Annotated in this window: 24 protein-coding genes and 1 pseudogene; 10 read left to right on the top strand and 15 right to left on the bottom strand. The window is 72.8% G+C overall.

Translation table 11 applies throughout. From position 1 onward, the window contains the following. Positions 1–193: 193 nt before the first annotated feature. The 3 genes from ACSNOH_RS02080 to ACSNOH_RS02070 form a co-directional block, all read right to left on the bottom strand. On the bottom strand, positions 194–1,009 hold the full coding sequence (locus tag ACSNOH_RS02080) for a lysophospholipid acyltransferase family protein (protein ID WP_436719403.1): 816 nt from the start codon (positions 1,007–1,009) through the stop codon (positions 194–196). Positions 1,010–1,120: 111 nt separating this feature from the next. Continuing rightward, entirely contained in the window at positions 1,121–1,984 is an 864-nt protein-coding gene (locus ACSNOH_RS02075; RefSeq protein WP_436719402.1) for an SAM-dependent methyltransferase, read from the bottom strand. Between the two features lie 244 nt (positions 1,985–2,228). Continuing rightward, complete coding sequence (locus ACSNOH_RS02070) at positions 2,229–2,714, bottom strand: SRPBCC family protein (RefSeq protein WP_436719401.1); 486 nt, start codon at positions 2,712–2,714, stop codon at positions 2,229–2,231. 99 nt (positions 2,715–2,813) lie between these two features. Here ACSNOH_RS02070 and ACSNOH_RS02065 point away from each other — a divergent pair, with 99 nt between their 5' ends. After that, positions 2,814–3,395, top strand: coding sequence for a TetR/AcrR family transcriptional regulator (locus ACSNOH_RS02065; protein WP_436719400.1), 582 nt, complete (start codon positions 2,814–2,816; stop codon positions 3,393–3,395). 194 nt (positions 3,396–3,589) lie between these two features. Here the strand turns inward: ACSNOH_RS02065 and ACSNOH_RS02060 are convergent. Then, positions 3,590–3,970, bottom strand: a pseudogene (locus tag ACSNOH_RS02060) (YunG family protein); the annotation flags it as partial. A gap of 310 nt (positions 3,971–4,280) precedes the next feature. Here ACSNOH_RS02060 and ACSNOH_RS02055 point away from each other — a divergent pair. Continuing rightward, complete coding sequence (locus tag ACSNOH_RS02055) at positions 4,281–4,598, top strand: hypothetical protein (RefSeq protein WP_436719399.1); 318 nt, start codon at positions 4,281–4,283, stop codon at positions 4,596–4,598. Between the two features lie 76 nt (positions 4,599–4,674). Here the strand turns inward: ACSNOH_RS02055 and ACSNOH_RS02050 are convergent, their stop codons facing one another. Further along, complete coding sequence (locus tag ACSNOH_RS02050; RefSeq protein ID WP_436719398.1) at positions 4,675–5,088, bottom strand: SRPBCC family protein; 414 nt, start codon at positions 5,086–5,088, stop codon at positions 4,675–4,677. 179 nt (positions 5,089–5,267) lie between these two features. On the opposite strand from ACSNOH_RS02050, the gene ACSNOH_RS02045 reads away from it, so the two are divergent. After that, positions 5,268–6,251, top strand: a complete 984-nt coding sequence (locus ACSNOH_RS02045; protein ID WP_436719397.1) for an alpha/beta fold hydrolase — start codon at positions 5,268–5,270, stop codon at positions 6,249–6,251. A gap of 319 nt (positions 6,252–6,570) precedes the next feature. Here ACSNOH_RS02045 and ACSNOH_RS02040 read toward each other — a convergent pair whose 3' ends face one another. After that, positions 6,571–8,166: a serine/threonine-protein kinase gene (locus ACSNOH_RS02040; RefSeq protein ID WP_436719396.1), complete on the bottom strand. Its 1,596-nt coding sequence runs from the start codon at positions 8,164–8,166 to the stop codon at positions 6,571–6,573. A 264-nt stretch (positions 8,167–8,430) separates the two neighbouring features. Here ACSNOH_RS02040 and ACSNOH_RS02035 point away from each other — a divergent pair, with 264 nt between their 5' ends. Continuing rightward, positions 8,431–8,826 carry an Imm7 family immunity protein gene (locus tag ACSNOH_RS02035; RefSeq protein WP_436719395.1) on the top strand — a complete coding sequence of 132 codons (396 nt, stop codon included), beginning with the start codon at positions 8,431–8,433 and terminating at the stop codon, positions 8,824–8,826. Here the strand turns inward: ACSNOH_RS02035 and ACSNOH_RS02030 are convergent. The 6 genes from ACSNOH_RS02030 to ACSNOH_RS02005 all read right to left on the bottom strand — a co-directional run bounded on the left by ACSNOH_RS02030 (position 8,816) and on the right by ACSNOH_RS02005 (position 15,803). Continuing rightward, the gene (locus ACSNOH_RS02030; RefSeq protein ID WP_436719394.1) at positions 8,816–9,409 is read right to left on the bottom strand and encodes a hypothetical protein; all 594 of its coding nucleotides are present in this window, start codon (positions 9,407–9,409) and stop codon (positions 8,816–8,818) included. The genes ACSNOH_RS02035 and ACSNOH_RS02030 overlap by 11 nt on opposite strands. 108 nt (positions 9,410–9,517) lie before the next feature. Continuing rightward, entirely contained in the window at positions 9,518–11,545 is a 2,028-nt protein-coding gene (locus tag ACSNOH_RS02025; RefSeq protein ID WP_436719393.1) for an RICIN domain-containing protein, read from the bottom strand. 86 nt (positions 11,546–11,631) lie between these two features. Continuing rightward, complete coding sequence (locus tag ACSNOH_RS02020; RefSeq protein WP_436719392.1) at positions 11,632–13,302, bottom strand: sigma-70 family RNA polymerase sigma factor; 1,671 nt, start codon at positions 13,300–13,302, stop codon at positions 11,632–11,634. A 131-nt stretch (positions 13,303–13,433) separates the two neighbouring features. Continuing rightward, positions 13,434–13,970: a hypothetical protein gene (locus ACSNOH_RS02015; RefSeq protein WP_436719391.1), complete on the bottom strand. Its 537-nt coding sequence runs from the start codon at positions 13,968–13,970 to the stop codon at positions 13,434–13,436. Between the two features lie 169 nt (positions 13,971–14,139). Then, on the bottom strand, positions 14,140–14,559 hold the full coding sequence (locus tag ACSNOH_RS02010) for a VOC family protein (protein ID WP_436719390.1): 420 nt from the start codon (positions 14,557–14,559) through the stop codon (positions 14,140–14,142). A gap of 17 nt (positions 14,560–14,576) precedes the next feature. Beyond that, positions 14,577–15,803, bottom strand: coding sequence for an acyl-CoA dehydrogenase family protein (locus tag ACSNOH_RS02005; protein WP_436719389.1), 1,227 nt, complete (start codon positions 15,801–15,803; stop codon positions 14,577–14,579). A gap of 156 nt (positions 15,804–15,959) precedes the next feature. Between ACSNOH_RS02005 and ACSNOH_RS02000 the strand changes: the two genes are divergently transcribed. Further along, positions 15,960–16,604, top strand: a complete 645-nt coding sequence (locus tag ACSNOH_RS02000) for a TetR family transcriptional regulator (RefSeq protein ID WP_436719388.1) — start codon at positions 15,960–15,962, stop codon at positions 16,602–16,604. Positions 16,605–16,638: 34 nt separating this feature from the next. Here the strand turns inward: ACSNOH_RS02000 and def are convergent, their stop codons facing one another. Beyond that, positions 16,639–17,214, bottom strand: coding sequence for a peptide deformylase (gene def, locus ACSNOH_RS01995; RefSeq protein ID WP_436719387.1), 576 nt, complete (start codon positions 17,212–17,214; stop codon positions 16,639–16,641). A 177-nt stretch (positions 17,215–17,391) separates the two neighbouring features. On the opposite strand from def, the gene ACSNOH_RS01990 reads away from it, so the two are divergent. The 5 genes from ACSNOH_RS01990 to ACSNOH_RS01970 all read left to right on the top strand — a co-directional run bounded on the left by ACSNOH_RS01990 (position 17,392) and on the right by ACSNOH_RS01970 (position 21,896). After that, positions 17,392–18,630 (top strand): MurT ligase domain-containing protein, encoded by a 1,239-nt coding sequence (locus ACSNOH_RS01990; protein ID WP_030364333.1) that lies wholly within the window; start codon positions 17,392–17,394, stop codon positions 18,628–18,630. A 29-nt stretch (positions 18,631–18,659) separates the two neighbouring features. Next, positions 18,660–19,388 carry a type 1 glutamine amidotransferase gene (locus ACSNOH_RS01985; RefSeq protein ID WP_436719386.1) on the top strand — a complete coding sequence of 243 codons (729 nt, stop codon included), beginning with the start codon at positions 18,660–18,662 and terminating at the stop codon, positions 19,386–19,388. Between the two features lie 120 nt (positions 19,389–19,508). Next, positions 19,509–20,534: a 6-phosphofructokinase gene (locus tag ACSNOH_RS01980; protein WP_436719385.1), complete on the top strand. Its 1,026-nt coding sequence runs from the start codon at positions 19,509–19,511 to the stop codon at positions 20,532–20,534. A gap of 114 nt (positions 20,535–20,648) precedes the next feature. After that, the gene (locus ACSNOH_RS01975) at positions 20,649–21,602 is read left to right on the top strand and encodes a cytochrome c oxidase assembly protein (protein WP_436719384.1); all 954 of its coding nucleotides are present in this window, start codon (positions 20,649–20,651) and stop codon (positions 21,600–21,602) included. A 135-nt stretch (positions 21,603–21,737) separates the two neighbouring features. Beyond that, positions 21,738–21,896, top strand: a complete 159-nt coding sequence (locus tag ACSNOH_RS01970; RefSeq protein ID WP_436719383.1) for a hypothetical protein — start codon at positions 21,738–21,740, stop codon at positions 21,894–21,896. Between the two features lie 17 nt (positions 21,897–21,913). Here ACSNOH_RS01970 and ACSNOH_RS01965 read toward each other — a convergent pair whose 3' ends face one another. Further along, positions 21,914–22,315, bottom strand: coding sequence for an SSI family serine proteinase inhibitor (locus ACSNOH_RS01965; protein WP_436719382.1), 402 nt, complete (start codon positions 22,313–22,315; stop codon positions 21,914–21,916). A 126-nt stretch (positions 22,316–22,441) separates the two neighbouring features. After that, the gene (locus ACSNOH_RS01960) at positions 22,442–22,636 is read right to left on the bottom strand and encodes a hypothetical protein (protein WP_436719381.1); all 195 of its coding nucleotides are present in this window, start codon (positions 22,634–22,636) and stop codon (positions 22,442–22,444) included. Positions 22,637–22,714: the final 78 nt, after the last annotated feature.

Here is a 22,714-nt window from a genome sequence, read left to right as displayed (position 1 = left end):
TCCGACTGAGACCCGCTCGGGCCGGGGCTCTTCAGCTGAGAGCCGCTCGTTCGGACGCGCTGGGCGCCTCTTCCGCTGAGGCGCCCGTTCGGGGCGCGCTGGGCCTCCGGTCCGCTCCGGCGGCCCGGCCGGGGGCGTGGCGACGGACCGGCGTGGTGGCCTTTGCCGCACCGGTCGCACCCGCCCGCCCCTCCTACGCCGCGCGGCGTCCTTCGCCGGGAGCCGCGGCCGAGTCGTCGACGGCGACACGCTCCGAGAGCGGCGCGAGGCGCGACCCGGCGGCGGCCTCCAACCCTGCCGGGACGCCCGGGGTGGCCGGGACGGAACCGTGGGACGCCAGCCAGGCCCGGGCGTCGACGGCGTACATGTCCACGTACTCCTGCTCCGAGAGCTTGAGGATCGCGTACATGATCTCGTCCGTGACCGCCCGCAGGACGTGCCGCTGGTCCGCCATGCCCGCGTAGCGCGAGAAGTCGAGGGGCTCGCCGAAGCGGACGGTGACCGGGACCAGGCGGGGCAGCCGGCGCCCGGCGGGCTGCGCCTCGAACGTGCCGATCATCGCGCACGGCACCACGGGCGCGCCCGAGCGGATCGCCATCTCCGCGACGCCGACCTTGCCCTTGTACAGCCGTCCGTCGTGGGAGCGCGTGCCCTCGGGGAAGATGCCGAGGAGGTCGCCGCGGCCGAGCACGCGCACGCCCTCGTCGACGGCGGCCTGGCCGGCGGCCCGGCCGGAGCGGTCGACGGGTATGGCCCCGAGCCCGCGGAAGAAGGCGGCGGCCAGCCGGCCCTTCAGACCGCGGCCGGTGAAGTACTCCTGCTTGGCGAGGAAGGTGATCCGGCGCCGCAGGACCACTCCCATCAGGAACTGGTCGGTGAACGACTGGTGGTTGCCGGCCACGACGGCCGCGCCGTGCCGCGGCACCCGGCCGAGGCCCTCGACCCGCGGCCGGAAGAGCCACCGCAGCAACGGCACGAGCACCACGGCCCTGAACGTGCTGTAGAACATGCAAACGCCCTTCTCCTGGAGAGGTCCCCGCGCCGGGGCACGCTACTCGCGGGTATGGATCAGCGGGAGAAGGCAAATCAAGCCAGAGCGTGGCCGGTTGGTCACGGACGATTACGGCCGGCTGCCGTACAGGACGCCCCAGCGCAGCAGACCGCGGCGCGCGGCGTCGGCCCACACGGGCAGGTTCTCGTTGAGGTGGGCGAGGTAGGCGACGCCGATGCGGCCGCGCAGCTCCGCGGTGCGGGCCGCCGTCTCCTCGGTCAACCGGTCGTAGTGGGTGACCAGCTGGCCGCTGTGGTCGTCGAAGCCGGTGGCGGCGAGGCCGAGTTCGGCGAGCTGCCTGTCATAGAAGGAGACGGTGGCGAGGGCGTCCACGCCGAGCCGGGAGACGGCCGGGCGCAGCGCCTCCGGCCGTACGTCCTCGGCCGCCATGATGTCCGTGAAGGCCAGTGCGCCACCGGGCTTGAGGACGCGGACGGCCTCGCTCAGCACCTTGGGCCGGTCGCCGCTGTGGCAGAAGGCCTCCAGGGAGCACACGGCGTCGAACGCGCCGTCGGGGCTCGGTATGTCGTGGAAGGAGCCGGTGACGACCTCGATGAGGCCGTCCAGCCCCCGGGTTGCGTTGACCGCCCGGTGCCGCTCGTTCTGGGCGGCGCTGAGGTTGAGGGCGACGACGCGGCAGCCGAAGCGCTCGGCGAGGCGGCGGGCGGTGCCGCCGTAGCCGGAACCGAGGTCGAGGACGGTACGGTCCGGGCCGAGGCGGTGCGCGAGGCGGTGCGCGAGGCGGTCCGCGAGGCGGTCCGCGAGGCGGTCGACGGTGCGGCGGGAGGCGTCGGCTATGGGTTCGCCGGGGTGGGCGTAGATGCCGGTGTGGATGTCCTCGCCGCCCCAGACCAGGTCGTAGAAGGCGTCGACGTCGCCGGAGTCGTAGTACTCGCGGGTCGCGTCCTCGCCGCTGTGGCTTTGGCCGGTCACAAGTGCTCCCCTCGCTGACGGAATCGGTCGCGATCAGCCTCGCCCGCCGGACGGCGCGGGCCACAGGGCCGAACCGGCCATGATCGGGCCGTGTCCGCGCCCGCGCCGCAGTCCCCTGTGCTGCGGCGTGGGCGCGGACGCGGCCTGTCCGTGGGGTTAGTGGACGGGCTGCCCGGGGCCGGTGGGGGCGGCGGGGTGGTGGCCCGCCGTCAACCGTCAGCGGTCAGCGGTCAGCGGTCAGCGGTCAGCGAGCGAAGGTGCGGAGCGCCTTCACGTACGGGCTCCAGCGGGCGGGCCGTGCCACGGTGCCCGTACAGGCGCGTTCGGCGCGGTCCAGGCTGTCCTCGATGCAGGCGTCGTGGAGCGGACGCCAGAACAGCGGCCAGGTGAGGCGGGCGGGACCGCGGGCGGCCATGGCGAGGGTGTGCCGCAGGACCGTGCCGCGCTCGTCGGCCGCGGGCAGGGCCGCGTACTCGTGGAACCCGTGAAAGCCGGGCGGCCCGCTGAAGGCGAAGCGCACCCAGGTGGCGGGGACGTAGGCGGCGACGCGGTAGCGGACGGGACCGTGACCGCCGGACGCGCCCGGCCCCAGCGGGCGGTCCAGGGCCATCGGCGGCCAGGACGCGCGCGGCCACAGCCGGTCCGCGTCGCTCGCGAGGCCGTCGATGAGTGCTCCCGCCTCGTGCTCCGGCACGGGCAGCAGGCGTTCGTGCACGTTGTACACGTCCATGGGGTCCTCCGTAGCCGTGGATTCTTTCGGGTTCCTCGCAGTTCCCGCGACCGATTATAGAGACTGCTCTCTAATATTGTGGAGGGTAGCCTCCGATTCATGGCACGACCTTCTCGCTTCGACACGGACCAACTTCTGGATGCCGCCGTGCGGCTCGCCGCGCAGGCGGGGCCGGCCGGCGTCACGATGTCCGCGGTCGCCAAGGAGGTGGGGGCGCCGAGCGGTTCGGTCTACCACCGCTTCGCCGGGCGGACCGCGCTGCTCGCCGAGGTGTGGCTGCGGACCGTCGAGCGCTTCCAGGAAGGCTGGTTCGCCGCCCTCGAAGGGGATCCCGACCCCCGGCGAGCCGGGACCGCGGCGGCGCGCCACGTCGTCACCTGGAGCCGCGCCCATCCCGAGGAGGCCGCGCTCCTGCTCTACGGCGCGGGGGACTTCGCGCGCGCCGAGTGGTCCGGGGAGCACGCCCGCCGCGCAGAGCGGGGCCACCGGCGGGTCCGGGCCGCGCTCGCGGAGCTCGCCGCGGCGCTGGGGGCGGAGGGGGCCGCGGCGGCCGAGCGTGTCACCATCGCCATGATCGACCTGCCGCTCTCCGTCGTCCGCCGCCACCTGCGGGCCGGCGAGCCGCTGCCCGCCCATGCGGAGGACCTCACCGAGGAATGCACGGCGGCGCTGCTCGGCTGAGGGACCGCGGACGGGGCACGCCGCGGGGTCGGCACGGTCGGACTGCGGCGAATTCCACGGTGCGGCTGGGCCACGGCGGGCTCCGCGGTACGGCTGGGCCAGCGGACTCTGTCGGCGGTACGGCTAGGCCACGGCGGACTCCGCAGCACGGCTGGGCCGCAGCGGACTCCGCGGCAGTACGGCTGGGCCGCCGCGGATTCCGCCAGCTTGCCCAGGACCCGGGCGCGCAGCAGCTCGTACTCCTCGCGCAGCCGCTTGATCTCCGGCGGGCGGGATATGACCACGCCGCCGGTGACGGTCTCCTCGGGGCGGAACTGTTCGCGCGTGAGGTCGATCTCCACCCCCTCCCCCAGCCGGTTCCACCAGTGGAAGTCGGTCCGCACGCCGCCGACGCGGACCTCGCCGCGGACCAGGTCGCCGCCCAGCAGGTCGTGGAGAACCAGCGCGGTCACCCCGCACTGGTCGCGGGCGGGATTCTCCGGGCTCCACTGCGGCCTGTACTCGGGAGTGGTCGTGTCGGCGCCCCAACTGCTGCGGATCGCGCGCTCGATGTCGGTGAGAAGCCATGGACTCATGACGCGCATCGTGGCACGGGGCACTGACAACCGGCCGCCGGCGGCGGCCCGCTGCCGCGTCCGAGAGCCGGCCCCGACCGCCCGGCCCGCCTCCGGACGCACCATCCCGGTCCGAACGCGCCGTTTGGTGAACGGGTTCATCCCACACTCATAGGCAACTCGGACGCTTCTTGACCAGGGTTCACCCACAGCGGTGATCGTCCACCTGCGCCCGGCGGCGGGGCCCGCGCACGGACGCCTAGGGTGCTGCCCCGTGACCCTCTGACGGACTGACGGACAGATTCGAGCTGACGGACAGAATCGAGGACACGTGGACGAGGAAGAGGACCGGAGGCTGCGGGCCATCGCACCGGAGATCTCGCACACCACCATCGGGCTGATGCGCACCATCGTCGGCCTCGAACCGGCCGAGCGCGTACCGGCGGAGGCCCTCAAGGTCGCGGACAGAGTGCTCGCCGAGCACGGCACGGACGGGCTGCGGGTGCTCGTGATGAGCGTGTCGGGGTGGATGGCGGTCGGCATCGAGAACGTCGCCCACCTGAAGGGCCAGACGCACGAGGCCGTCATCGACGACATCGAACTGGCCTGCCTGGAGGCCGGCCCCGAAGGGTCGGGCCTCGAAGCGTGAACCCGCCGGGCGGTTGATCGCGAGCCGGGCGGCTGGGCACGCCGGTCGGGCGGGCGCGCCGGGTGGCTGATCGCGCCTATCCGGCGCCCTCGGCCCGGAGCCTCACCTGCTCCTCCAGCCGCGCGAGGCTCCGGTCGAGGGCGCCGAGCGCGGCCTCCTCCCCCGGGTCGTGCTGCTGGTCGGAGAACGACAGGTGAACGGTGACCTGGCTGGCCCCGCCGTCGTGCCCGGCCACCTGCAGCCATCCCGTGTAGCCGCTGCCGCCCTCCAGCGCTCCCCATTCCAGCCGCATCCGCTCCCGGTCCGCGTGGAGCAGCGCGGGCGCCTCGCGGCCGGTGCGGTCCTCGTGGACGGCCACGGCCGGCGGGTCCTGGGGCCGGACGTGCAGCTCGTCCGGGAGCCAGCTGCTGAACCAGGTGATGACGCTCGCCTGGTCGAAGACGTGCTCGGGGAGGTCGGGCATCGTCCGGGAACGCTCGTATTCGGTCATGCCCTACCCATGACCCACCCCGCCGACGGGCGCAACAGCAACGCGCCACCCGGCCGAACGCCCGCCCGGCCGCTCGCGCACGCGAATCACGGGTCCGCGCCCCCGCATTGCCCCTACTGTGGGGTAACGCCACGGACCACGCCGGTGACCGCGCCGGCGTGACGGCCCAGGAGGACGCCATGGACAGCTCGGTCGGGCACAGCTTCGTCGAAGTCAACGGAGTCAGGCTGCACGTAGCAGAGCAGGGGCGGGGGCCCCTGGTCGTGCTCCTGCACGGCTTCCCCGAGTGCTGGTACTCCTGGCGGCACCAGTTCGGGCCGCTGGCCGACGCCGGCTACCGGGTGGTCGCCGTGGACCAGCGCGGCTACGCACGCAGCGACCAGCCCGGCGACATCGGCGCCTACAGCCTGCTCCACCTCTGCGGTGACGTGATCGGACTGATCCACGCCCTGGGCGAGGACGAGGCGGTGCTCGTCGGGCACGACTGGGGCGCGCCGGTCGCCTGGACGACGGCGCTGCTGCGGCCCGACGTCGTGCGCGGCGTGGCGGGCCTGAGCGTGCCGCCGGTGCCGCGCGGCCCGGCGGCACCGCTGCCGGGCCTGCGCTCCCTGCTCGGCGACGGGTTCTACCAGCTGTACTTCCAGGAACCGGGCGTCGCCGACGCGGAATTGGTACGGGATCCGGCGTCGACGTTCCGGCGGTTCCTGGTGGGCGCCTCGGGCGACAGCCCGCAGACAGCGGAGCCGCGCCCGTGGGTGATCCCGGCCGGCAGTACGACCATGGACACGATGCCGGAACCGAAGGAGCTGCCGGGCTGGCTCACCGAGGAGGACGTCGACACGTTCGTGCGCGAGTACTCCGCGCACGGCGACCACGCCTTCACCGGCGGCCTCAACTGGTACCGCAACATCGACCGGAACTGGGAGCTCCTCGCGCCCTTCGACGGCCGCCGCATCGAGGTGCCCGCCCTATACGTGGCGGGCGACCGCGACCTCGTGGGCTCCTTCCCGGGCGTCGCACAACTGGTGGCCTCGCTGGAAACGGTGCTCCCGCGCCTGCACCGCAGCGTCACCCTCCCGGGCTGCGGCCACTGGACCCAGCAGGAACGCCCCGACGAGGTCAACGCCGAGCTACTGGGCTTCCTCACCTCACTGGGGGCGTAGCCGGCGGAACCGCGCGCGGCAGGGCGCCGGATCGGATCCGTGCCGCGGAGTAAGGGCCTCCCCAAGTACGCCGGTCCGCCTCGTCCCGTTCCACCCGATCGGGTGATTCATCCCCTACCGGGGGCGACGTGCGGCCATTGAGGGTCCGAACTGCCCTCTTGGACGCCATCCGCAACGTAACGGCACGAGGGGCCGGCTTGCAGGTTGCGCACTTTCGCGTCGATCAGCGCATGCACTTCTGGTGCGAGGTGCAGCGCCCAGGTCCAGTACTCCGATCCGGACGCGCGGGTACCCGAGACCGGGCCGGTGATTCGGGCAGTCAGGTGGAATCGCGCCAGACGTCCATGAGAAGGACGACGGACGCGTCGCGGTAGTCGGCCACCAACAAGTTCTTGATAATGATCAGGGCGGCCCAGCCGTCCTGATTGCGCACGCAGATCTGCGAGCCCGCCATGAGTGTGTCCGTGTTGACGGAAGTAGTGAAGGCGCTCCTCTTTCTGCAGACGTCCCGTGAGCCCTGCTCACCGTTGTTCAGTCGGCTGAGTTGGGCGTGATTGGCGCCGAACTTGCAGCCTTCGAAGTCCACACAACGAAAGTAGACATCATCCTCGGAACCCTCCCGTGGAGTGGGCAACGTGTCGGCCAGGTTCAGGTATTGGCCCGAGCGGAGAGTCACTTTGCTGTGATCCGTCTGCGGCGTGCTCTTCGCATCCGAGGCGGCCGTGCCGCTGGTGCCGTCTGTCAGGACGTATCCCGCCAATCCCGTCAAGGTGGCGACGGTAAGGACGCCCGTGCTGAGGGCCGCAAACAGGGCGATGCGCGCGGCGCGTTTCCTCCTTGGCAGCGGGGCAGGCCGAGATGTCCGCGGGGCAGGCGGGAACGGCAGCGGGGCAGATCGAGACATCCTCGGCGCCTGCGACGACGGGACGGACGGGCGCGAGGCAGGCGGTGGGGCAGGCGGGGACTGTGGCACCACCGCAGTGAGGGGAGCCGTCGGCGCCGGGCCGGGGGCGGCCGGCCACTGTGCGATGCCCGCTGCGCCTCCGGCCGGCAGCCAGCCTTCGGAGCGTCGTAGCTGGGCATGGTCGCCTGCGGTGCGGCACAGATCGATGATCGCGGACAGCCCTGGGCGCTCATGCGGATCTCTGCCCATGCACTGGCCTATGAGGTCCCGTAGTTCCGCCGGTACACCAGAGAGGTCTGGTTCCTGGTGGACGATGCGATAGAGCACTGCGTGGGAGGGCCCGTTCCCGTAGGCGGACCTGCCCGTGGCAGCGAAGACAGCTATCTGTCCGAGGGCGAAGACGTCCGTCGCCGCGGTGACCTCGGCGCCGGTTGCTTGCTCGGGTGCCATGAAGGACGGCGTGCCCACGGTGACCCCGCTGGCGGTCAAGGATGTTGCGTCGGCGGCCCGTGCGATACCGAAGTCAATGACGCGCGGGCCGTCGGGAGCGAGCAGGACGTTGGAGGGCTTCAGGTCACGGTGTACCAGACCCGCGCTGTGGATGGCCTGCAGCGCCTCGGCGATACCCGCGACGAGCAGCAACACGGTCCGCACGGGGAGGGGCCCGTGCGTGGCGACCGCAGAAGACAGGGTGGGCCCGGGGACGTATACCGTGGCCAGCCAAGGCCTCGGGCCGTCGGTGTCACTGTCGAGGACCGGCGCCGTATACAGCCCCTGCACGCGCCGAGCGGCTGCCACCTCGTCGGCGAACCGCCGCCGGAACTCCGGGTCCTCCGCAAACTCCGGCCGGATCACCTTGATCGCCACGGGCCGGCCGGCCGGAGTGTACGAGAGGTAGACCTTGCCCATCCCGCCGGAACCGAGCCGTGCCACGAGCCGGTAGTCCCCTACCACCGACGGGTCGTCGCCCTCCAGTTCCTGATAGGCCCCGGCGGACCTGCTGCTGTCCATGATCTCGACACCCCCGGCCCGCACCCTAACTAAGCCCCTCCCCCGCCTCAACTCCATCCAGGCCTGCAGCCTCAGCTGTCACGGCCGCGCACGTTGAGGTGCAGTGCTTGAGGGCGAGTCTGGCGACGTTCTCACGGCCCCTCTGTGAGGTGATGACCTCGGGCACCCCGCCCGGCAGAGGGTCCCGCCCACGCGGCTAGGAGCTGCCAGCAGAACTGCTGTTCGGGCGAGGTGGCCGACAGCTGACGTCGTTAGGATGGCCATGTGTTCGAATACCACGGCTGGATCACCATCAGGCAGAGTGCAGTTGATGACGAGGACGATGCCCGGCTGCGGCAGATCGTCGATGAGCTTCGGCTGCGCATCGCTGCGATGGACAGCCCCTACCTCCTGGACCTCCGCTGGATGAACGGCGAGCCGTTCATCCACCTGGGAGGCTATTCCAATCACCGCTCGTCACCTGACGTTGCCGACCTGTTCGAACATGTGGCGATGGTCGCCCCCGGCTCATACGGACTCCTCCATATCCGCGATGACGAGGACCCGGGCCATGAGAACGAGGTGCGTGTGCTCAGGCTCGCCCGAGGCACTGTCACGCAGCACACGGAAGCGTTGCTGTCTCCGTGCATCCCGACGTTGGAAGAGCCCTTCACCGGTTAGTTCGGCTCACCCCGTTGCGCGAGCGTCGGGTGCGGAGCAGGAGGACGCCGGCTGCCGCTGCGATCACGGCGGCCGCTGCGCCGGTGCCTATGGCGATGCCCGTACGGGATGAGGACGCCGTCTTCCGCGGGGTGGTGGCTGCGGACGGTGCGGGGCTTGCTGCCGGAGGGGGCGTTGCGGTCGGCGTGGGGCCGGTTTTGGTTTGGGCTGCTACGTCGACCGTGCCCTCGCCGTGGCCGAGGTCCGGGAAGCCGCTATGGACGACGATCTTCCAGTTGCCCGGGGGCAGGGCTTCGCGGGTGGTGTAGGTCGCCTTCTCGCCCTCGGTGGGTACGAGTTGCCACGGGCCGAGGGTGCGGCCGTCCCGGCTGGTGGCCGTCAGGGTGCCGGCTACCAGCTCGTCCACGGGGTCGTCGTCGTTGTCCCAGGCCGCCACGGCCCGTACGTGGCCGTCCGACGGCGCGCCGCCGATGGTGAAGTGGATGGTGTCGCCGTGCGCGGCGGCCGGTTCCGGTGTGGTCAGGACCAGCAGGGCGGCGGCGCAGCCGAGTGCGGGGGCCAGGGTCACGGGGCGTGGCTTCATCGCGGCGATCCTTCTGAGTAGTTCGGGGAAGGGGGCTTCGGTGGGCCGGCGACCGGTGGTGGGGAGTTGACAGGACAGCGGTCGCCGGCCCGGTTCAGGAATCAGCCGTCAGGAGGTGGCCTTCGCCAGGGTCCAGTTCTGGTAGCCCTGGCCGTTCTTCTGCTGGAGTTCGAGCAGCCATCCGCCGTAGTACCAGCGCTTGCTGATGCCCAGCACCAGCGAGGAGCCCTCGGGCTGCAGGACGTACGCCCCGCCGCCGGCGCCGTTCAGCCGCCACTTCTGCGCGGCGGTGTCGCGGCACGGCCGCTGGGCAACGTACTGGCCGGCCACGGCCTTTCCGCCGCTGCCGAGTTCGAGGCACTTGCCGCTCTGGGCGGACTTCACGCGCAGCGTGCCGCCGCCGGCGTTCTCGAAGACCCACTGCTGGTTGGCGTAGCCGTGCCGCTGGTAGGCGATGGCGACGGTGCCGTCGGCGGCGGAGCCGCCCCACAGGTCGACGGCCTGGCCGGTGAGGCCGTTGACCATCAGGTACGGGGTGCCCGGGCGGGTCGGGGAGCCGCCGTCGGCGGGGAGGGTGCGGAAGGCAGCGGCGCGGCCGGGCGCGGAGGTCTTGCCGTCGGTGCCGCGCACGGCGACGGCGACCTTGTAGGCGGTGGCGGGATTGAGGTTGGTCAGGCGGACGACCGTCTCCTTGACGTCGGCCGTCTTCTTGCCGTCGACCAGCACGTCGTACCCGGCGGCCGAGGGGACCTTCGGCCAGCTGACGACGGCGGAGTTCGGGGTGATCTGGCTGACCTGGGCGTCGGGGCCGGCCGTCGGCGGGCGCGTCGGGTCGGGCGTACGGGTCGGCGTGGGGCCGGGGTCGGGGTTGCCGGTGCCGCCGCCGGCCATCAGGAAGCGGTTGTTGGCGATGTTCCAGTGGGTGGCGAGGTAGCTGCCCGGCTTGGGGCTGGTGTGGAAGTAGTCGTCGTGGCCGCAGTCCAGGCGCGCGTCGTTCGCCCGGTCGGGGCAGATGGTCTGCATCTTCGGGTAGTACGGGGCGTCCGAGTAGCACATGATGTCCCACTCGTCGACGCAGTGCGCGGCCTTGCTGGTGTGCGGGGCGCTATTGTTGACGGCGCCGAGGTTGTGGCCGAGCTCGTGGGCGGGGGTGCTGCCGCCCCAGCAGCCGGAGTCCGTGCGCCCGTAGGACGGGCCGAAGTTGCTGAGGTTGTCCTGACCGGGGCGCTCGTCCCCGTTGAAGGTGCCGATGCCGCAGTAGACCTGGGCGTCCGCGAAGACCATGTACTTGCGGTCGCGGCGGTTGTAGCCCTTGGCGGCCAGGGCGTTGTTCATCGCCCCGAACTCCTGCAGGTCGCCCGCGGAGACCTCGACGTCCAGGACGGAGACGGTGCAGTCGGCCTCGGTGACGTAGCGGACGTGGCGCTCGCCGCCGGTCTCCTTGGCGCTGGCGTTGTAGATGACGTCGGTCTCGGCCGCCCACTGCTTGAAGGAGGCCGCGTACTGGCCGAACCGGTCGCGGCCGGGGGCGTGCACGTACAGCACCTGGACGCGGTTGCCGGTGGTGCCGTCGCCGTCACAGACGACCTTGGAGCCGGACGGCGCCTGCGGGGTGCCGGGCGAGCCGGGGGCGGCGGGCGAGGCCGCCACGCCGCCCTTGCGGGCGTCGATCACGGCCGGTGCGCCGCGCAGGGCCTCGCCGGCCGAGGGGGCCTGCTCGCCGTCGCCGGTCAGGGAGGAGGGCCCGGAGGTGCCCTTGGCCACGGGCGGGGTGTCCTTGGTGATGTCGACGCCCTTGGGCGGGGCGTCCGGGCCGTGGGTGCACAGGCCGGCCCGGGAGACGCTGTAGACGCCGACGCAGCGGTCGCCCTTGGGGGCGGGCTTGAGGCCTTCGTAGACGAGGCCCCGGCGCTTGTCGGCCTTGGGGGCCGAGGTGAGCGGGGCGGGCGGCTTCTTGTGGACGGGCTCGGAGGCGGGTGCGCTCACCGCGCCCGGTTGCGGGCTGCCGCCGCCCGTGGTCGCGGATCCCGCGCTGATGACGCTGAAGGTGATGCCGGCGGCCGCGGCGGCCGCGGCCGCCGTGAGTATCAGGCGGCGGCCGGTTCTGCTGCGGCGGTGGGTGTGTTTGCGTGGCAAGGGAGTTCCCTTCAGTGGGGGGTTACGGACGGCCGGGCGCGGCGTGGGGGCCCGTCCGGCGAGGGGGTGGCTGTGGGGACGGCGGTTCAGCGCGCGGCGAAGACCTGCAGCCAGCGCGGGCCGTCGTAGGTGAAGGTGACGCCCACGCCGATCTCGGTGTAGGCGCAGTTGAGGAGGGTCCTGCGCTGCCCGGGGTCGTTCATCCACGCGGTCACGGCGGCGGAAGCGCTGCCGTGGCCGGTGGTGGCGTTCACTCCGTACGTGCTCCAGTGGTGGCCGGGCGCGGCGATGCCGCGGGCGAAGGCGGACCACTGGTTCGCGGGGGTGCGGGGCGCCCGCTCGTCGGTGCGGTGCTGGGCGAAGGCGACCAGTTCGGCGCTGCGGCGTACGGGCCCGCAACCGGCCTTGGCGCGCTCGGCGTTGACGATGCGGACGACCTCTTGCGCGAGGTCGGCCGGCGGAGCCGGAGGCGGGGTGCGGCGGGGCGATGCCTCCGGGGCGGGCTTCCTGCCCGGCTCGGCCGGCGTGCCGCTCCGGGCGGGCGCCTTGTCCGTGGCCGGGGTGGCGGCGGAAGCGGGCGCCGTCGGCGTCGGAGCGGCGGATCCGCGTACGGGAACACGCCCGTTGGTCTCGGAACGGCCGGCGGGCATGGCGTCAGTGCGCTCCGGCGAGGTCGGCGTGGGGCCGCCGGCGGTGACCGGGACGACCTCGACGGGGCCGCCCGGCGTCTGCGGAGCCGCGCTCTTCGGGGCAGCGTTCTTCGGCGCGGCGTTGAAGACCTGCGGGCCGCCGCCCAGGGCGCCCGCCACGACGACGGCTATGACACCGGCGACGACGGCGCGGCGGGCCAGGCGCGCGGTCTCGCCTGCCGGAGAAGCGCTCTCGCCTCCCGGAGAAGGGGCGGCCGGAGCCGGAGCCGCATCCTTCCCCGCGGCGCAGGCCGTCATCGGGTCGCCCGTCACGCCCCCGGCCAGGCGGCCCAGCAGCGCGGCCCCGAGGGGGACCAGGCCGAGGCCGGCGAGCAGCCCTTCCGCGGGCACCAGCGCCGACCAGTGCCCGCCGCAGTCGGCGCAGCCGCGCGCGTGCCGGGCGATGCGCTTGCGCCACAGCGGGCCCGGCGCTCCGTCCCAGCCGTCGAGGACGGCGGCGAGCTCCGGGCAGCGCGGGGTCGTGGCCAGGGCGCGGACGACGACGCGGGCGGTCTCCAGCTGCGCCTTGGTGCGCTGGACGCGGACCGCGGTGTACTGCGGCGAGCGGCCCAGGGCCGCGGCGACCTCGGCGCGGTTCAGCTCGCCCGCGGCCTCCAGCCACCACAGCGACATGACGACCTGGTCGTCGCCGTCGAGCCAGCGCGTGGCCTCGGCGGCCTGTCTGCGCTGTCCCTGCAGGCCGAGGCGGAGAATGGACCAGTCGACAAAGTCGGGCTGCGGGGCGGCGGCCTCGGCCATCTCCTGCGGGCCGCCCGCGGGGGCGTCCTTGCGGTCCCCCCGCTCCTTGCGCCAGTGGCTGCGGATCTGGTTCATCGTGATCGCGACGAGCCAGGACCGGAAGCCCTCGGGGTCCCGCAGCGCGCCCAGGCCGCCGACCATCCGGATCATGGTCTCCTGCACGACGTCGTCGACGTCCGCGTGGCCGTTCAGGGCCCGGCCGACGATGTTGTAGACCAGTGGCAGGCATGCGGCGACCAGCTCGCCCTGCGCCGTGCGGTCCCCGCCTCGTGCCGCTTCGACCAGTCCGGTCGTGCTCTCCAGGTTCACGTTCCGCCCACCTCTTTCCGGTCCGCCGCCTCGGCGGTCTTACGCATGGAGACCGGGGGGCGCGGCGCGGATAACAGAAAAATCTGCGGTTCGGCGGAATCTTTTTTTGCGGGGGTGGGTATGGCGGGTGTTCACACTCCCGCGAATGCCCGGCTGTCAGCCCGGTGCCGGTCTGTACGGCGGCGGTAGTAGGCGATGGTCACGGCCGTGAGGAGCGGCGGCCAGGCCAGCAGCGGGAGGTAGCAGACGGCGAGGAGCGCGTCCTGCGCCGGGGTGCCCTGCCAGGTGACGTGGTGCGGGGTCACGTAGGGGGCGCAGAAGAACCAGACGCCGATGCCCGTCAGCGCCGTCGCGCCCAGCAGTGCCGGGACCACCGCCGCGAGGGGGCGCACCCGGCGGCCGCCCAGCAGGGGGATCCAGCGCGGCACAACGTCGCCCCAGGGCCGTACGAGTCCGAGGGTGAGCAGAGCGAGCGCCTCGGAGACCGCGGTGAGCGAGAGGACGTAGAGCGCCCCCAGGACGGACATCTCGCCGTCGGGCGGGGCCACCGGCAGCCCGGCGACGAGTGCGATGCGCCACAGCCCCGACGGCAGGGTGACCAGCGGGACGGCGTGGGCGGCGAGGACGGCCCACCGGGGCACGTCGGGCAGGGCGTTCATCTTCAGCATGGGATTCATGCTGGTCGCGGGGCCGGCGTCCCGCGTCCGCCCCCGGGAGGGACCGCCTCCGCCGCGCGGCGGAGGACGGGGTAGCCCGCGCCGGATGCGCCGCCGGGAGCCGCCCGCGGGGACCGCCGCCAGGGGCCGCTGCTAGGGACCGCCCGTCAGGAGCCGCCCGTCAGGGAGCCTCCCCCGCCTCGACGGCGATGAGTTCAACCTCGTCGGCGACGAGTTCGACCTCGAAGCCGTCCTCGTTCTCCAGATAGGCGGCGTAGTGGCCGGCCCCGCCGGCGTACGGGTGTCTGCCGGGGAAGAGCAGGCGCCAGCCGTGTGCGGGGGCCTCGGCCACCAGGGAGTCGACAGCTGCGCGGCTCTCCACGCGGAAGGCGACGTGGTTCATGCCCGGCCGGCACCGCTCGTGAGCGCCGCCCGTGAGCGCCGGTGACTGCTCCACGACGACGTAGAAGCCGCCCAGCCGCCAGCTGCGGCCGTGCTCCCAGTGCTGGTAGGGCGTGCAGCCCAGGGCGCGGAGCAGCCAGCCGAAGCTCTTCTCGGCCCGCGGCAGGTCCGGAACCCACAATTCGAGATGGTGCAGCACGCCCAAAGCCCCCGCGGCTAGCGGATCGGTACGTCCGAGATCGTACGGGCGATCACCAGCCGCTGGATCTCGCTCGTGCCCTCAAAAATGGTGTAAATGGCGGCATCGCGGTGCATCCGCTCCACCGGATACTCCCGCGTGTAGCCGTTCCCGCCCAGGATCTGCATCGCCTGGGCCGTGACCGCCTTCGCCGTCTCGCCCGCGAACAGTTTGGACATCGAGCCCTCCGCCGAGGTGAACGGCTTGCCCGCGGTGGCCATCCAGGACGCCCGCCACACGAGCAGCCGGGCCGCGTCGATGCGCGTACGCATGTCGGCGAGCTGGAAGGCGACGCCCTGGTTGTCGATGACGGGGCGGCCGAACTGGACGCGCGTCTGGGCGTAGTCGAGCGCCACCTCGTACGCGGCGCGGGCGATGCCGACGGCCTGGGCGCCGACCGTGGGGCGCGAGGCCTCGAAGGTGGCCATGGCGGCGTTGTGCGTACGGGCGCCGCCGGTGCGCACCCGCTCGCGGGCGCGGGCCAGCCGCTCGTCCAGCTTCTCCTTGCCGCCGAGGAGGCAGTGGCCGGGCAGGCGGACGCCGTCGAGGACGACCTCGGCGGTGTGCGAGGCGCGGATGCCGTGCTTCTTGAACTTCTGGCCCTGGGAGAGACCCTTCGTGCCCGGCGGGACGATGAAGGAGGCGTGCCCGCGGGCACCCAGCCCGGGGTCGACGACCGCGACGACGACGTGGACGTTCGCGATGCCGCCGTTCGTTGCCCACGTCTTCGTCCCGTTGAGGACCCATTCGTCCTTGGCCTCGTCGTAGACGGCGCGGGTGCGCATGGCGGAGACGTCCGAGCCGGCGTCGGGCTCGGAGGAGCAGAAGGCGGCGATCTTGACGTCGTCGGCGTCGCCGTACATCTGCGGGAGCCAGGTGCCGATCTGCTCCTCGGTGCCGTTGGTGAGGACGCCGATGGCGGCGAGGCCGGTGCCGGTGATGGCGAGGCCGAGGCCGGCGTCGCCCCAGAAGAGCTCCTCCATGGCCATGGGGATGCCGAGGCCGGTGGGGTCGAAGAACTGCTGGGCGTAGAAGTCGAGGGAGTACAGGCCGATGCGGGCCGCTTCCTGGACGACGGGCCAGGGGAACTCCTCGCGCTCGTCCCACTCGGCGGCGGCCGGGCGCATCACTTCGGCGGCGAAGCCGTGGATCCAGTCGCGCACCCCCCGCTGGTCCTCGCTGAGCTCCATCGTGAACTCGGCCACGCGGCCTCCACCCCTCGGCACGACATTACTCCCGGTAACGCGAGTATGTTACCGACCGGTAGTAGTGTCAACCGTCCCGCCTCCCGGATTCGCTGGGTGGAGCGGGTGTTACGTTGCGCAGGCATCACGATTCACAGGGGCGGGGAGGCAGGTCATATGGAAACCAGTCAGCGGGAGGACCAGCAGCACGCGGCGGAGCGCCGCCGCCGGGAGCTGCTCGAGGCCGCGGACCGGGTGGTGCTGCGGGAGGGGCCCGGGGCCTCGATGAACGCCATCGCCGCCGAGGCCGGCATCACCAAGCCGATCCTCTACCGGCACTTCGGCGACAAGGGCGGCCTCTACCGCGCCCTGGCCGCCCGGCACACCGACGCGCTGCTCGTGGGGCTGCGGGCCGCGCTGGACGCCCCGGCCGAGCGCCGCGACCGCGTCGAGCGCACGCTGGACAACTACCTCGCGGCCATAGAAGCCCGGCCGCAGGTCTACCGCTTCCTGATGCACCCCGCCGACGAGGGCCAGCCCTCCGAGGGCGGCTTCGACGTGGGGCGGCACTCGGCTCCGCTGCTGCGGCGGATGGGCGAGGAGCTCGCCCAGGTCATATCCGAGCGCGTCGACCTCGGCCCGGACAGCGACGAGCTCTCGCGCGCCTGGGGCCACGGCATCGTGGGCATGATGCACGCCGCCGGCGACTGGTGGCTGCGCGAGCGCCCCTTCCCGCGCGAGCACCTCGTACGGCACCTCGCGGACCTGCTCTGGGGCCGGCTCGCCACCTCCGGCGACCTGCCCGGAGGCCCCGGCTTCTAACGGGCAGCCGCTGGCGACTCGGCGCCCCTACGCCCTACGCCGTACCGGCCGGCTCCGGCAGCGCTTCCGTGCGCCCCGCCCACGGCGCCTTGCGGACCGCCCGCAGCGCACGGCGGCGGCGCAGCCCCGTCACATGGTCGAGGTAGAGGCCGCCGTCGAGGTGGTCGCACTCGTGCTGCAGGCACCGGGCGAAGAACCCGGTGCCGGCCACGCGCACCCGCGAGCCGTCCACGGTGCGGCCCTCGACCACGGCGTGGTCGTAGCGCGGCGTGCCCGCCTCGATGCCGGGGACGGACAGGCAGCCCTCCGGCCCGCGGACGGTGATCCCGTCGGCCTCCACGAGCCGGGGGTTGACCACGTGGCCGAGGTGGCGGCGGTCCTCGTCGTCCGGGCAGTCGTAGACGAAGACGCGCAGCGGGACGCCGATCTGGTTGGCGGCCAGGCCCACGCCGCCCGCCGCGTACATGGTCGCGAACATGTCCTCGACGAGCCGGGCGAGGTCCTCGCCGAAGTCGGTGACGTCCTCGCAGGGGGTGCCGAGCCCCGGGTCGCCGAGCAGCCGCATGGGCCGCACACGTCCGGAACTGCCGGGGATCGAGCCGTTTCGCATGGGCCAACCCTACGGCCGGCCTCGCGCTCGGTGGACGGCCGGTTCGGGCCTGCGGCCGGATCTCGATAGGCTGATCCCCGACCGGAGCCTCCTGGCCGGCGTTCGGCACGGAGGGGGCGTTCCACCACCGGCGGACCAGGGAACAGGCCCGGCGCCCAACAAGGAGGATCAAGGACGATGGCAGGCAACTCGGGGCCACTGTCGCCGCGGGCCAAGCTGGCCGTGACGGCGGGCAAGGCGGCTGCGGCCGTGTCGCGGGCCGCGGGCCGCGGCAGCGGATCGGTGATCGGCGGCAAGGTCGCGCTCAAGCTCGACCCCGACCTGCTGGCCCGGCTGGCGACCCACCTGGACGTGGTCCTGGTGTCCGCCACCAACGGCAAGACGACCACGACCCGGCTGATCGCCGAGGCGCTGCGCGCCAGCGGCCCGGTGGTGTCCAACGCACTGGGCGCGAACATGCCCGCGGGCATCACCTCGGCCCTGGCGGGCGGCTCGGACGCGCGCTACGGCGTGATCGAGGTGGACGAGAAGTACCTGGCGGGTGTCGCCCGGGACGTCTCCCCCAAGGCCATAGCGCTGCTGAACCTCTCGCGCGACCAGCTCGACCGGGCCGCGGAGACGCGCATGCTCGCCGAGAAGTGGCGTGAGGGCCTGGCCGGCACCAAGGCAGTGATCATCGCGAACGCGGACGACCCGCTGATCGTGTGGGCCGCCTCCTCCTCGCCGAACGTGGTGTGGGTGGCGGCCGGCCAGGAGTGGAAGGACGACGCCTGGTCCTGCCCGTCGTGCGGCGGCGTGATGCAGCGCCCCGGCGACGACTGGTTCTGCGGCGAGTGCGGCTTCCGCCGCCCGACCCCCAGCTGGGCGCTCTCGGGCGACTACGTCCTCGACCCGCACGGTTCGGCGTGGCCGATCCACCTGCAGCTGCCGGGCCGGGCCAACAAGGCCAACGCCACCACCTCCGCCGCCGTCGCGGCCACCTTCGGCGTCCCGCCGCAGGTCGCGCTGGAGCGGATGTACCAGGTGCAGGCGGTCGCGGGCCGGTTCGACGTGGTGCAGTTCCTCGGCCGCGACATCCGGCTGCTGCTGGCCAAGAACCCGGCCGGCTGGCTGGAGACGTTCTCGCTGATCGACGGGCCGCCGGCGCCGGTGATCCTCGCGGTCAACGCCCGCGGCGCGGACGGCACCGACACCTCGTGGCTGTGGGACGTGGACTACCCGCGCCTCGCCGGCCACCCGATCTTCGTCATCGGCGACCGCAAGCTGGACCTGGCCGTCCGGCTGGAGGTCGCGGGCCTGGACTTCCGGGTCTGCGAGACCGTCGACGAAGCCGTGCAGCAGTGCCCGCCCGGCAAGATCGAGCTGATCGCCAACTACACGGCGTTCCAGGACGTCCGCCGCCGCGTCGGCAACTGACCCCGCCGAGACCTGACAGGATTGTGAGCATGAGCCAGAACAGCCTGCGTGTGGTGTGGGTCTACCCCGACCTGCTCAGCACCTACGGCGACCAGGGCAACGTCCTGGTCCTGGAGCGTCGGGCGCGGCAGCGCCGGCTGGACGTCCAGCGCGTGGACATCCGGTCCGACCAGCCCATCCCGACCTCCGGGGACATCTATCTGATCGGCGGCGGCGAGGACCGCCCGCAGCGGCTCGCGGCCGAGCGGCTGCGCCGCGACGGCGGTCTGAACCGGGCCGTCGCCAACGGCGCGATCGTCTTCTCGGTCTGCGCCGGCTACCAGATCCTGGGCCACGAGTTCATCAACGACCTGGGCCAGCGCGAGCAGGGCCTCGGCCTCCTCGACGTCATCAGCACCCGCGGCGAGGGCGAGCGCTGCGTCGGCGACGTCCTCGCGGACATCGACGAGCCGCTGGGCCTGCCGCCGCTGACGGGCTTCGAGAACCACCAGGGCATCACCCACCTCGGCCCGACGGCCCGCCCGTTCGCCCGCGTGCGCTACGGCAACGGCAACGGCACGGGCGACGGCTTCGAGGGCGCGTACAACGACACCGTCTTCGGCACGTACATGCACGGTCCGGTGATGGCCCGCAACCCGCACATCGCGGACATGCTGATCAAGCTGGCTCTCGACGTCAACGCCCTGCCGCCGGTGGACGACCGCTGGTACGAGGCGCTGCGCGCCGAGCGGATCGCCGCGGCGACCCAGTCGGCGTAGCCCTGCCGACCGCATGACGGACGGTCGCGTCCCCCGCCGCCCACGGGAGTTAGGGTGGCGGGGACGCAACCGGACGACGGGGTCCGGTCCCCCGCCCTGTTGCGAAGGTTTCCCCCTGTCATGCGCATTGGTGTACTCACCTCCGGTGGCGACTGCCCCGGTCTGAACGCCGTCATCAGGTCCGTCGTGCACCGCGCGGTCGCCGACCACGGTGACGAGGTCATCGGCTTCCACGACGGCTGGAAGGGCCTCCTCGAAGGCGACCACCGTCCGCTCGACCTGGAGGCCGTCGCCGGCATCCTGGCGACCGGCGGCACGATCCTCGGCTCCTCCCGCGTGCAGCCCGCACAGCTGCGGGACGGCGTCGAGCGGGCCAAGGGCCACGTGGCCGACCTCGGCCTGGACGCCGTCATTCCCATCGGCGGCGAGGGCACCCTCAAGGCCGCCCGGCTGCTGTCCGACGCCGGCCTGCCGATCGTCGGCGTGCCCAAGACCATCGACAACGACATCGCCTCCACGGACGTCACCTTCGGCTTCGACACCGCCGTCGGCGTGGCCACCGAGGCCCTCGACCGGCTGAAGACCACCGCCGAGTCCCACCAGCGCGTGCTCATCGTCGAGGTGATGGGCCGGCACACCGGCTGGATCGCCCTGCACTCGGGCATGGCCGCCGGCGCGCACGCCATCGTCGTGCCCGAGCGGCCCTTCGACATCGACGAGCTCACCGAGGTCGTCGGCCGGCGCTTCGAGGCCGGCAAGCGCTTCGCGATCGTCGTCGTCGCCGAGGGCGCCAAGCCGCGCGAGGGCTCGATGGCCTTCGAGACGGGCGCCACGGACGTCTACGGCCACGAGCGGTTCGCCGGGGTGGCCCGGCAGCTCTCCGGGGAGCTGGAGCGGCGCCTGGGCAAGGAGGCCCGCCCGGTGATCCTCGGCCACGTGCAGCGCGGCGGCACTCCCACCGCGTACGACCGCGTTCTTGCGACCCGGTTCGGCTGGCACGCCGTGGAGGCCGCGCACCGCGGGGCCTTCGGCATGATGACGGCCCTGCGCGGCACGGACATCACGCTGGTGCCGCTCGCGGAGGCCGTCGAGCGGCTCAAGACCGTGCCGCAGGAGCGGTACACCGAGGTCGAGTGCGTGCTCTGACCGGCCCCGCCCCGCTCCGGCCCGGCCGGCAGGCGGGGCGCCCCCGGCGGCGGGCGCGGCCCGGGGCGCCTCTACTCTGGTTCCGGCGCATCGGTGCGAAATGGGAGAGAGCGGATGGATCACAGCGGGCACGGCATGATGCACATGGACATGCCGCCGTTCACGCTCGGACGGGGTCTGCAGTACAGCGGCGACCCGTTCTTCATGATCGGCTGTCTGCTGGCACTGGCCCTCTACGGCTGGGCGGTCCTCCGGCTGCGGCGGCGCGGGGACTCCTGGCCGGTGGGCCGGACCGTCGCGTTCGTCCTCGGCGTGCTGACCGTGTGGCTCGTGATGTGCACCAAGCTCAACGACTACGGCATGGTCATGTTCAGCGTGCACATGGTGCAGCACATGGTCATCAGCATGCTCTCGCCGATCCTTGTCCTGCTCGGCGCGCCGGTGACGCTGACGCTGCGGGCGCTGCCGGCGGCCGGGCGCGGCCGCCGGGGGCCGCGCGAGTGGCTCGTCTCGCTGCTCCACAGCCGCTACATGCGGGTCATCACGCACCCGGCGTTCACCATCCCGATGTTCATCGCGAGCCTGTACGCGCTGTACTTCACGCCGCTCTTCGACCTCCTCATGGAGTCCAGGACGGGCCACATCGCGATGATGGTGCACTTCCTTGCCGTGGGCCTGGTCTTCTTCTGGCCGATCATGGGCGTGGACCCGGGCCCGCACCGGCCGGGCTACGTGATGCGGATGCTGGAGCTGTTCGCGGGCATGCCCTTCCACGCGTTCTTCGGCATCGCGCTGATGATGGCCTCCGAGCCGATGATCGGCACGTACATGCACCCGCCGGCCTCGCTGGGCATCGACGCGCTGGAGGACCAGCAGGCGGGCGGCGGCATCGCCTGGGCGTTCAGCGAGATCCCGTCGGTCGTGGTGCTCCTGGCCCTGGCCTTCCAGTGGTACCGCTCCGAGCAGCGGCAGGCGCGGCGCTCGGACCGCGCCGCGGACCGCAACGGCGACAAGGAGCTGGAGGCCTACAACGCCTACCTCGCCTCGCTGCGCTCGCGCGAGACCTGAGACGGGCGCGTGCGTGCGCGGGGAGGCGTGCGCGCGGGCTCTGGCGGCAGGGGCCGCGGCCGGGAGACCATGGACTCCAGGCCGCGGCCCCTTTTGCGCACCGGCGCACTCCGGGCCGCCGTGAGGAGGTGCGGGATGCCCGGATCGGCGAAGGCGATGGCGGGGCTGACGGTGGGGGGCCTCGTCGTCGTGACCGCGTATTCGGTGACGATCGGCAGCAACGGCTGGCTGTGGTTCGCGTGGGTGATGCTGTCGCTGCTGACGATAGGAACGCTCGTGGCCCGGGGGACGTGAGCGGGGGCGCGGGCGGTTCAGAAGCGGAAGACCGGGCCGGTGGCCACGTCGAGCGCGCAGGCGTTGGGGAAGGTCTTGTGCCAGACCACGGGACGGTCGTTCCACTCGCCCTCGGCGGTCGCGGTGACGGGGTCGTACTCGCGGGTGCACTGGTGCTCGGCGCGGGTCACCCGCCCCGGGTCGCCCTTCGCCCTGGCGAGCGTCGTGCACGCCTCGGCGGCGTGCGGGTGGTGGCCGTCGGCATCCGGGCAGCTCAGCTGCACGCCGCGGATCCAGGTGTTCTGCGCGCCGGAGACGGTGAGGAACAGCCGGCCCCCGGCCCCGGCGGCGGGGCCGTGCCCGCCGTCCGCCGCGGCCGGCGGCGCGGCGAGGACGAGGAGCCCGGCGGCGGTGGCCACGGCGGTACGGGGTAGGGACATCGGTGCCTCCTGGAGCGGGGTGCCCGGCCTCAGGCCATCGCGCGCGAGCCGCCCCCGGCAAGCTGCCACGCCGCGCCGTCGCCCGCGCGGCTCCGGCCCGCCACCCTTCCGGCCGCGGAAGCCGCCCTACGGCGCCCCGGCGCACGAGGAGGACGCCACTCCCGCCCCGGCGCGCACCGCCACCAGCCACTCCGCCCGCAGCCGCTCGTAGGCCCTGCGCTCCTCACCGTTGAGCATCCGCCCGCGGCGCGCGGCCAGGAACGCGCGGATCGCGTCGTTGATCTCCTCGGGCGACTGGGCGAGGTCCGGGTTCGCGGGCATGTGCACAGGCTACGAGGGAACCGCGCCCAAAACACCGAGAACCGACGAGGTTCCCGGAATGCTCATCAAATGGTCATC

This window comes from Streptomyces sp. URMC 127, from assembly GCF_051386535.1.
GTDB lineage: Bacteria > Actinomycetota > Actinomycetes > Streptomycetales > Streptomycetaceae > Streptomyces.
Note: the sequence above shows the minus strand (reverse complement) of the source record. Positions and strands in the feature narration are given on the sequence as shown.